This window comes from Bacillus sp. B2-WWTP-C-10-Post-4 (assembly GCF_009183805.1).
In the GTDB taxonomy this organism is placed as follows: domain Bacteria; phylum Bacillota; class Bacilli; order Bacillales; family Bacillaceae_G; genus Bacillus_A; species Bacillus_A cereus.
The window spans coordinates 166667-176452 of sequence record NZ_WEII01000003.1; the positions used below are offsets into that span (position 1 = coordinate 166667).

Sequence of the window (9786 nt, forward strand, 5' to 3'; positions counted from 1 at the left end):
TCTCTCTCCTCATTATAAATACCAAAAGTGGAAATTGGATAAACTGCTTAATAGAAAAATGTTTACTAGCATTACGAGAAACGATCCGATATTCCACTGTACAATTTTCTTACCTTGCAACACATCTGCCGCTCGTAAATATAAACCTGTGCAATACACAAATAGAACAACAAAAGATCCGATTACTTTCGTATCATACCAATGGAAATTATCCAATTTTGTATATCCCCATATACATCCTAATAAAATTGCTAGTAAGAAAAATGGAACAGAAAATAAATTTAATCCGTAAGACATAGATTCTAGCTTCGGTAAATTCCCTAACCTTCTTAATCTCGCATTCCATTTTTTCTTTTTTAATAGGCGATATTGTAATAAGTACATAATAGAAAAAATAAACGATACAGTAAACGTTGCGTAAGAAATAATTGCCATACCGACATGCACGTATACAAGTTCTGAAACTAATTGTTCCGCAAGTACTGGCGACATCTTTCCGAGCGGTGTAAAAATAGAAAAAGCGCTTACGCCAAATGCAACAACATTTGTAAAAAAGACTAAAAAGTCGATTCTCATAAATCGATTAATGACTAACGACATCGTAATCAATAACCAAACATAAAAATAAATCCCTGATAATAAAGTTAAAATTGGATTCGTTTCTGAATCTGTAGCCCTAAGCAACATAAAAATAGACTGCAGGACCCATACAATCGCAAGTAACCAAAAAGCAAATCGGTTCGCCTTTCGGTTACTTTGGAAATAATCTATAAAATATAAACTAATGCTACAAGCATATAAAATAATTGCAATATGATAAATAATACTGTTATTTAAAAAACTCATCCGATCATCCTTCCAAATTATAAAGATGGAACGGATGGTGTCCACACTTTTTTATGTTCTACTTCTTCCGCACAACTCTCTACGTCTTCCGTTTCTAAATCGAAAATCTTCGCAAATAACGCTAATTTTTCGCTCGCTCCCTCTTCAGCAGCTATTTCTTTCGCTACTAAAATTGGGTCTTTTAATAATTGATTAATAATACTTTTCGTATGCTTACTAATGACTTTTTTCTCACGATCACTAAGGTTTGGTATTTTTCGCTCTAGGCTTACCATCGTTTCACTTTGAATTGCAAGTGCCTTATCACGAAGAGCTGATATTAATGGAACAACACCAAGTGTACTTAACCACGTTTTAAATAGAACAATTTCCTCTTCAATCATAAATTGAATTTTCTCTGCTTCTTTCAAACGCTCAGCACGGTTTGCCTCCACTACTCCTTGTAAATCATCAATATCATACAAGAAAGAACCTTCTAGCTCATCAATCGCTGGATCAATATCACGTGGCACTGCAATGTCAACCATAAACAAAGGGCGACCAGAGCGCATTTTCTCTACCTTTGTCATCATCTCTTTCGTAATGACATACTCCGATGCACCAGTTGAACTAATTAAAATATCTGCTTCTAATAATGCACATTGTAATTCGCTTAATGATTTTGCATGTCCCATATATTTCTCAGCCATTACTTCTGCTTTCGAAAGCGTCCTATTCATAACTGTTACTTTACGAGCACCACTTCCATATAAGTTTTGCAGTGCAAGTTCGCCCATTTTACCAGCACCAAGAATAAGCACATGACAATCTGTTAACTCGCCAAATATTTTCTTTCCAAGCTCAACAGCAGCATAACTAACAGACATCGCACTTTCCCCGATTGTTGTTTCTGAGTGGGCACGTTTTGCTAATGTAATGACTTGCTTAAACAATTCATTAAAAATTGTGCCTGTTGCTTTAACTTGTTGCGCTTCTAAAAAGCTATCTTTTATTTGACCTAAAATCTGCGTTTCTCCGACTACCATAGAATCTAAACCGCACGTTACGCGGAATAAATGATCTATTGCACCATCTTGTTCAAAAATAGTTAAATATGGCGCGACTTCTTCTATTTCAAGCTGAAACCAATCAGCTAAAAACTTCTTAATATAATACCGTCCCGTGTGTAATTGATCGACAACAGCATAAATCTCAGTGCGATTACAAGTTGATACAATGACATTCTCTAACACGCTCTTTTGATTTTGTAATGTAGTCATCGCTCGCTCTAGTTCTGCTGCCTGAAATGTGAGTTTCTCACGAAATTCTACAGGGGCTGTTCGATAATTTACACTAACAACAAGAATATGCACGCAGCATGTCCCCCTTCACCCGTTTTATCACTTTATCTACTATCATAATACAACTTTCCTCTTATGAATCTGACAATCGTGTGAACAACCGATTATTTTTTAATTATTCTCCGTATGTAATAAAGGAGATTCAGTAACACTAATAAAAAAACTTCTACTTTATAATGATTATAAATTAATAACTCTATTTGTACGTTACCAAAAAAAGCCCTCATAATCAAGTGATGGAAACTATTCCATATAAATTATAACATCATCTTCCCTATCTTCTTTCATCATGAAGGAAAATATGTATGATTGTTCCAAAATGCAACAAAGACTTTCTCAATACAATGTATTTGACATTGTATTTCTTTTTCGTTATATTGGTTTTACAAAATTAAATTGTGCACAACTTAATTAGAAGGGAGTTATTTATGACAGAGGACTCTTTGCATCTAGATAACCAACTTTGTTTTTCTATTTACGCCTGCTCTAGAGAGGTTACTCGTTTTTATCGACCTTATTTAGAAGAAATGGGTATTACGTATCCCCAGTACATTACTTTACTCGTACTATGGGAGCAAGATGGACTAACAGTAAAAGAAATTGGAGAACGTCTATTTTTAGATTCTGGTACGTTAACACCTATGTTAAAACGCATGGAATCATTAAAACTTGTAAAACGTGTTCGTTCCAAAGAAGACGAGCGAAAAGTTTGTATTGAATTAACAGAACAAGGCAAAGATTTAAAGGAAAAGGCTTGTTCATTACCGACAACGATGGCTACAAACTTAGGAATTACAGAGCAAGAATATCGCTCTTTATTAATTCAACTAAATAAACTAATTGACACAATGAAAACAATTAATGATGGAAAAGGGGAATAAATATGGATAAATTATATACTGCTTCAGTAACAGCAACAGGTGGAAGAAATGGGAAAGTAGTTTCAGATGATGGCATATTAAATCTTGATGTAAAAATGCCGAAAGCACTAGGTGGTGCAGGCGGAGAAGCAACAAATCCAGAACAACTATTTGCAGCTGGTTATGCAGCTTGTTTCGATAGTGCATTACAACTTGTCATTCGTACAAAACGTGCGAAAGTAGAAAGTACAGAAGTAACTGCTCACGTTTCTATCGGAAAAGATACAGATGGTGGTTTCGGTCTATCTGCTGTACTTGATGTACATGTGGCTGGCGTTTCACATAGCGAAGCACAAGAACTTGTAGAAGCGGCTCACGGTGTATGTCCTTATTCGAAAGCAACACGAGGAAATATTGAAGTTACATTAAACGTACGCTAAAAAATTTAGCAAAACAAAAACGCGCGACATTCGTCACGCGTTTTTTGTTTTTGTAAATTTATGAATTGCTTTCCACGCTTCTTCTTTTCCAAGTCCTGTTTCAGAAGAGAATAGAACAATTTCATCGCCAATTTCAACAGCAAGCGTTTCTTTTACAACTTTTAAATGCTTTTGCCATTTCCCTTTCGGAATTTTATCGGCTTTCGTCGCAATAATAATTGTTGGGATTTCATAATGCTTTAAGAAATCATACATCATCACGTCATCACTTGTTGGTTGGTGACGTAAATCAACTACTAATACAGCTGCGTCTAATTGCTCACGAGTTGTAAAGTACGTTTCAATCATTTTCCCCCATGCAGCGCGCTCCGATTTAGATACTTTTGCATATCCATAACCTGGAACGTCAACAAAGTGCATCATCTCATTGATTAAGAAAAAGTTCAGCGTTTGCGTTTTTCCTGGTTTAGAAGAAATACGCACTAACTTTTTACGATTTAAAATTTTATTAATAAAGGAAGACTTCCCCACATTTGAACGACCTGCTAATGCAATTTCTGGTAAATCACTGTCTGGATATTGTTCTGGTTTAACAGCACTAATTACAATATCTGCTTTTGTTACTTTCATTGTTTCACTCCTACTAATGCGTGCTCCAATACTTCATCTAAATGAGATGCAAGCACAAACGTAAGGTTTTCTTTTACGCTCTCTGGAATATCATCTAAATCTTTCTCGTTTTCTGCTGGCAAAATAATTTTTGTTAAGCCTGCGCGGTGAGCACTTAATGTTTTTTCTTTTAAACCACCAATTGGTAATACACGACCACGAAGTGTAATTTCACCTGTCATACCCACTTCTTTACTTACAGGAATACCTGTTAGCGCAGAAATAAGTGCCGTTGCCATCGTAATACCTGCTGACGGTCCGTCTTTTGGAACTGCTCCTTCTGGAACGTGAATATGAATATCATTTTTCTCATGGAAATTCGGATCGATCTGAAGCTCTTCTGCACGAGAACGTATATAACTAAACGCAGCTTGTGCTGATTCTTTCATAACATCCCCAAGTTTCCCTGTTAAAATTAGTTTCCCTTTTCCTGGCGCTACAGAAACTTCAATGGCAAGTGTATCGCCGCCTGCTGCTGTGTAAGCTAGACCTGTTGCCATACCAACTTGGTCTGTTTTTTCAGCTTGCCCATAACGGAATATGTGTTTACCAAGTAAATCAACAATCTTTTTCTCTGTCACAACGATACGTTTACGTTCTGCTGTAACGATAATCTTCGCTACTTTACGGCAAACTTTTGCAATTTGGCGCTCTAGCGTACGAACACCAGCCTCACGTGTATAATAACGAATAATCTCAAGAAGCGCTTCATCACGCACTTGTAAATTACCTTTTCGTAAGCCATGTTCTTTTAATTGTTTCGGCAACAAATGCTCACGAGCAATGTGTACTTTTTCAAGTTCTGTATAGCCAGCAATCGAAATGATTTCCATACGGTCAAGTAATGGACCCGGAATACTTGAAAGTGTATTAGCAGTTGCTACAAACATAACTTTTGATAGATCATATGGTTCTTCAATGTAATGATCACTGAAGTTATGGTTTTGTTCCGGATCTAATACTTCAAGTAATGCCGCTGATGGATCTCCACGGAAATCGTTAGACATTTTATCAATCTCATCTAATAAGAAGACTGGATTAACTGTTTTCGCCTTTTTCATACCTTGAACAATGCGTCCTGGCATTGCTCCAACATATGTACGACGGTGACCACGAATTTCAGATTCATCACGCACACCACCAAGAGATACACGGACGAAGTTACGATTTAATGATGTTGCAATTGAACGCGCTAACGAAGTTTTGCCGACCCCAGGAGGGCCTACTAAACAAAGGATAGGTCCTTTTAATGAATTCGTTAACTTCTGTACAGCTAAATATTCAAGTACACGCTCTTTCACTTTTTCAAGACCGTAATGATCGTTATTTAAAATCTCTTCCGAATGAGCAAGGTCAATTATATCTTCTGTTGCCTCTGTCCACGGAAGCGCTAATAACCAATCAATATAATTGCGAATAACACCACTCTCCGCAGAACTTGCTGGTAACTTTTCATAACGATCTAATTCTTTCAGGGCAGCCTTCATTGTTTCTTCCGGCATTCCTGACTGTTCAATTTTCTCACGAAGTTCTTCTACTTCTCCGCCCTTGCCTTCTTTGTCGCCAAGTTCAGTTTGAATCGCCTTCATTTGCTCACGTAAGAAATATTCTTTTTGCGTGCGCTCCATGGAACGTTTCACTTTTTGCCCAATTTTCTTTTCTAGGCTAAGTAACTCTTGTTCATCTTGAATAATTGAAATAAGTGTTTGTAATCGTTCTTTTACAGATACAATCTCTAAAATCTCTTGTTTCTGCTTCGTTTTAATCGGCAAGTGAGAAGCAATTAAATCAGCTAATCTCCCTGGTTCTTCCACATCAGCTACCGTTGCAAAAGTTTCATTTGAAACTTTTTTCGAAACTTTAATATATTGTTCGAAATGCTCCAGTAACGTACGCATAAAAGCTTTCTCTTCTAAATCATCTTCTACTTCTTCAGTTACCGTTTTAATAGAAACTTGTACTACATTTTCTTCTTCGATAAACTCTATTACTTCTGCTCTATGTAAACCTTCCACAAGGACACGAAGCGTACCGTTCGGCAATTTTAACATTTGCTTCACTTTCGCCACTGTACCTACACTATATATGTCATCTTCTTTCGGATCATCAATATTCATTTCTTTTTGCATTGCTAAAAAGATGATATTTTCATCCATTGCCGCCTGCTCTAGTGCTTGTATCGATTTATCACGTCCTACATCAAGATGCAAAACCATCGTTGGATATACGAGAACGCCTCTTAATGGTAGGAGGGGCACGATTCTTTCGTTCGTATTCATACTAGACATAGCACCTCCATAATAAATTAAACTCCTGTTCAACTATTTTATATTACAATACACCTAGATGCAATTGCTGAGATTCCGCGCAATTGTAAATAGCTTGTTTTTCTACCTCACGAAAAGAAAAAGACTCCGATTAAGCATACAAACTTAAACGAAGTCTGGCAAATTTTATTATTGTTTATTTTTACATAGATTGTGCATCTGTTTCGTCTACGTGAGTATGTACATCTAGCTCTCTATGCATATTTTCTTGCATAAACGTTAACTCAAATACTTCTTTTAACTTACGAACAGGAATAATTTCAATTCCCTTGATCGTATACAAAAATGGTTGCATATTTTCAGCAGGAATAATGACTTTCTTAGCTCCCGCTTTTTTCGCAGCTTTTATTTTTGCGTATACGCCACCAATAGGCTTTACTTCTCCGTGTATACTTATTTCACCTGTCATCGCTACTTCATTATTTACATACGTGCGGTGCACCGCAGAATATACACCTGTTGCCATAGCGATTCCTGCAGAAGGGCCATCAATTGGGATACCCCCTGGAAAGTTAATATGTATATCGTATCCTTCTGGCAACACATCTAAAGAACGAAGTACTGTTAATACATTATCAACAGAGCCTTTCGCCATACTTTTACGACGAATCGATTTCGTTTGACTACCAATACTTTCTTCTTCCACAATTCCGGTAACATTTACCGATCCTTTATCTTTCGCCGGAATTGCTGTTACTTCAATTTCTAATAACGCACCTGTATTTGGTCCGTATACAGCAAGACCATTTACAAGACCAATCCTTGGAATCGGATAAATGCGCTTTTCATATTTCGGTGTAAGCTGACTTGAGTGAACAACCCACTCTATATCTTCATCCTTAATGAAAGAACGTTCTTCATTTATCGCCATACCCGCAGAGATTTGCACGAGATTAATCGCTTCTCGTCCATTCCTTGCATACATCCCAATCATCTCAATACCATTTTCACCTATTTGCATTTCCACTTTTTCCGCGGCATTTTTCGCTACTTTTTGAATTTCTTCCGTATCTAATTCACGGAAAAATACTTCTAAGCAACGTGACCGAATAGCAGGAGGAATTTCCTCTGGCGAACGTGTCGTTGCTCCAACTAAGCGAAAATCTGCCGGTAAGCCTTTTTGGAAAATATCATGTATATATGTTGGGATCATTGTATTTTCTTCACTATAGTACGCACTTTCTAAAAATACTTTTCGATCTTCTAACACCTTTAACATTTTGTTCATTTGAATCGGATGGAGCTCGCCAATCTCATCAATAAACAAAATACCACCATGTGCATCTGTTACAGCCCCTTTTTTCGGTTGCGGAATACCTGCTTGCCCCATCGCCCCAGCACCTTGATAAATCGGATCATGCACCGAACCAATTAAAGGGTCTGCGATACCACGTTCATCAAACCGAGCTGTTGTCGCATCAAGTTCAATAAATGTTGCATTCGTACGAAATGGAGATTTAGGATTTCGTTTCGCTTCTTCTAATACAAGACGTGCTGCCGCTGTTTTCCCAACACCTGGTGGGCCATATATGATTACATGTTGCGGATTCGGACCACAAAGAGCCGCTTTTAACGACTTAATCCCGTCCTCTTGCCCTACAATATCTAAAAAGGTTGTAGGACGCACCTTTTCTGCTAGCGGCTCTGTTAAAGAAATCTCACGCATTTTACGAAGTTGTTCTAATTCTTTTTTCGATTCTCGATCAATTGAAACTTTTTGTGTTCGTTGATTTCGAAGTAAATGCCAGAAATACAATCCGACAATTACACCAAAAACAAGTTGAACAACTAAAAATATATTTGTCCAGCTCATTATTTATTTCCTCCCGCAATATTTTATCTCTTAGTATTTCCGCGGAGGAACGTAGCTAAACATAAAGAAAAACAGCAATTATAAAAATTGCTGTTTCCCTTTCGCATTATGCAGATGTTTTTGTATCAAGTACAGTACCGTCTTGTAACACCAATTTTGGCGGCTCATTATCAGCTACTGTTTCTTTTGTAAGAATACACTTCTCGATATCTTTACGAGATGGAAGTTCGAACATTACATCAAGCATTAAGCCTTCAATAATAGAACGAAGTCCACGAGCACCCGTTTTACGTTCAATTGCTTTTTTCGCAATTTCGATTAGTGCACCTTCTTCAAACTCTAACTCAACATCGTCAAGCTCCAATAGTTTTTGGAATTGCTTAACAAGTGCATTTTTCGGTTTCGTTAAAATATCAACAAGAGCATCTTCATCAAGTGGCTCTAGGTTCGCAATAACTGGAAGACGACCGATAAACTCTGGAATTAAACCAAATCTTAAAAGATCCTCTGGTAATACGTGAGATAAAACATGCTTCTCATTTACATCAGCATTTTTCTTCTCAGAACCAAATCCAATTACTTTTTCACCAAGGCGACGTTTAATAATCGGCTCAATGCCATCAAACGCTCCACCACAAATGAATAAGATGTTCGTTGTATCAATTTGAATAAACTCTTGGTGCGGATGCTTACGACCACCTTGAGGTGGAACGCTTGCTACAGTACCTTCTAAAATTTTTAGAAGTGCCTGTTGCACACCTTCACCAGATACATCACGTGTAATTGATGGATTTTCGGACTTACGTGCCACTTTATCAATCTCATCAATATAAATGATTCCTTTTTCCGCTTTCTCTACATCATAATCAGCTGCTTGAATTAATTTTAGTAAGATATTTTCTACATCTTCACCAACATATCCAGCTTCTGTTAAAGATGTTGCGTCCGCGATTGCAAATGGAACATTTAGAATACGCGCTAACGTTTGTGCAAGTAATGTTTTACCACTACCTGTTGGCCCGATAAGTGCGATATTACTCTTCGCTAATTCTACATCATCAATTTTGCTGTTAGAATTAATGCGTTTGTAATGGTTATATACCGCTACCGCTAGTGCTTTTTTCGCGCTATCTTGCCCGATGACATACTCATCTAAGATTTCACGAATTTCTACCGGTTTCGGTACATCTTTGAATTCTACTTCTTCGTCCTTCGCAAGCTCCTCTTGTACAATTTCAGTACAAAGTTCGATACACTCGTCACAAATGTAAACACCTGGACCTGCCACTAACTTTCGAACTTGCGTTTGTGTTTTACCACAGAAAGAACATTTTAATTGCCCTTTTTCATCATTAAATTTAAACATATTTTCACACCCCTTACAAAGTGCTAACCTCTTGCCTTCGTATGTACACGATAAATGTATCGTATGTAAATACATATTATGTCACTACGTGGCGAGAAATACAAATAATATGACTAGTTATGTAC

Annotated in this window: 8 protein-coding genes; 2 read left to right on the forward strand and 6 right to left on the reverse strand. The window is 37.1% G+C overall.

Annotation, left to right across the window (positions count from 1 at the left end; genetic code table 11):
• Positions 1–12 precede the first annotated feature (12 nt).
• Both GBN78_RS03530 and hemA read right to left on the reverse strand, forming a co-directional pair.
• Entirely contained in the window at positions 13–846 is an 834-nt protein-coding gene (locus GBN78_RS03530) for a cytochrome c biogenesis protein (RefSeq protein WP_000008991.1), read from the reverse strand.
• A 17-nt stretch (positions 847–863) separates the two neighbouring features.
• Positions 864–2198, reverse strand: coding sequence for a glutamyl-tRNA reductase (hemA, locus tag GBN78_RS03535; protein WP_000547867.1), 1335 nt, complete (start codon positions 2196–2198; stop codon positions 864–866).
• A gap of 416 nt (positions 2199–2614) precedes the next feature.
• Between hemA and GBN78_RS03540 the strand changes: the two genes are divergently transcribed.
• Together GBN78_RS03540 and GBN78_RS03545 are read left to right on the forward strand one after the other, a co-directional pair.
• Positions 2615–3067, forward strand: coding sequence for a MarR family winged helix-turn-helix transcriptional regulator (locus GBN78_RS03540; RefSeq protein WP_000133916.1), 453 nt, complete (start codon positions 2615–2617; stop codon positions 3065–3067).
• A gap of 2 nt (positions 3068–3069) precedes the next feature.
• Positions 3070–3486, forward strand: coding sequence for an organic hydroperoxide resistance protein (locus tag GBN78_RS03545; protein ID WP_152126951.1), 417 nt, complete (start codon positions 3070–3072; stop codon positions 3484–3486).
• A 33-nt stretch (positions 3487–3519) separates the two neighbouring features.
• Here the strand turns inward: GBN78_RS03545 and ysxC are convergent, their stop codons facing one another.
• The 4 genes from ysxC to clpX form a co-directional block, all read right to left on the reverse strand.
• Entirely contained in the window at positions 3520–4116 is a 597-nt protein-coding gene (ysxC, locus tag GBN78_RS03550) for a ribosome biogenesis GTP-binding protein YsxC (protein ID WP_000869116.1), read from the reverse strand.
• The gene (gene lon, locus GBN78_RS03555; protein ID WP_000097286.1) at positions 4113–6443 is read right to left on the reverse strand and encodes an endopeptidase La; all 2331 of its coding nucleotides are present in this window, start codon (positions 6441–6443) and stop codon (positions 4113–4115) included. Before lon ends, ysxC begins: the two co-directional genes overlap by 4 nt.
• A 181-nt stretch (positions 6444–6624) precedes the next feature.
• On the reverse strand, positions 6625–8295 hold the full coding sequence (gene lonB, locus GBN78_RS03560; protein ID WP_000119179.1) for an ATP-dependent protease LonB: 1671 nt from the start codon (positions 8293–8295) through the stop codon (positions 6625–6627).
• Between the two features lie 106 nt (positions 8296–8401).
• Complete coding sequence (gene clpX / locus GBN78_RS03565; protein WP_000472289.1) at positions 8402–9661, reverse strand: ATP-dependent protease ATP-binding subunit ClpX; 1260 nt, start codon at positions 9659–9661, stop codon at positions 8402–8404.
• Positions 9662–9786 lie beyond the last annotated feature (125 nt).

What these genes read in the sequence shown, in the direction of transcription:
- GBN78_RS03545 (WP_152126951.1), top strand. Translation starts at nt 3,070, where the DNA reads ATGGATAAATTATATACTGCTTCAGTAACAGCAACAGGTGGAAGAAAT.
- lonB (WP_000119179.1), bottom strand. Translation starts at nt 8,295, where the DNA reads ATGAGCTGGACAAATATATTTTTAGTTGTTCAACTTGTTTTTGGTGTA.
- GBN78_RS03540 (WP_000133916.1), top strand. Translation starts at nt 2,615, where the DNA reads ATGACAGAGGACTCTTTGCATCTAGATAACCAACTTTGTTTTTCTATT.
- clpX (WP_000472289.1), bottom strand. Translation starts at nt 9,661, where the DNA reads ATGTTTAAATTTAATGATGAAAAAGGGCAATTAAAATGTTCTTTCTGT.
- lon (WP_000097286.1), bottom strand. Translation starts at nt 6,443, where the DNA reads ATGTCTAGTATGAATACGAACGAAAGAATCGTGCCCCTCCTACCATTA.
- ysxC (WP_000869116.1), bottom strand. Translation starts at nt 4,116, where the DNA reads ATGAAAGTAACAAAAGCAGATATTGTAATTAGTGCTGTTAAACCAGAA.
- GBN78_RS03530 (WP_000008991.1), bottom strand. Translation starts at nt 846, where the DNA reads ATGAGTTTTTTAAATAACAGTATTATTTATCATATTGCAATTATTTTA.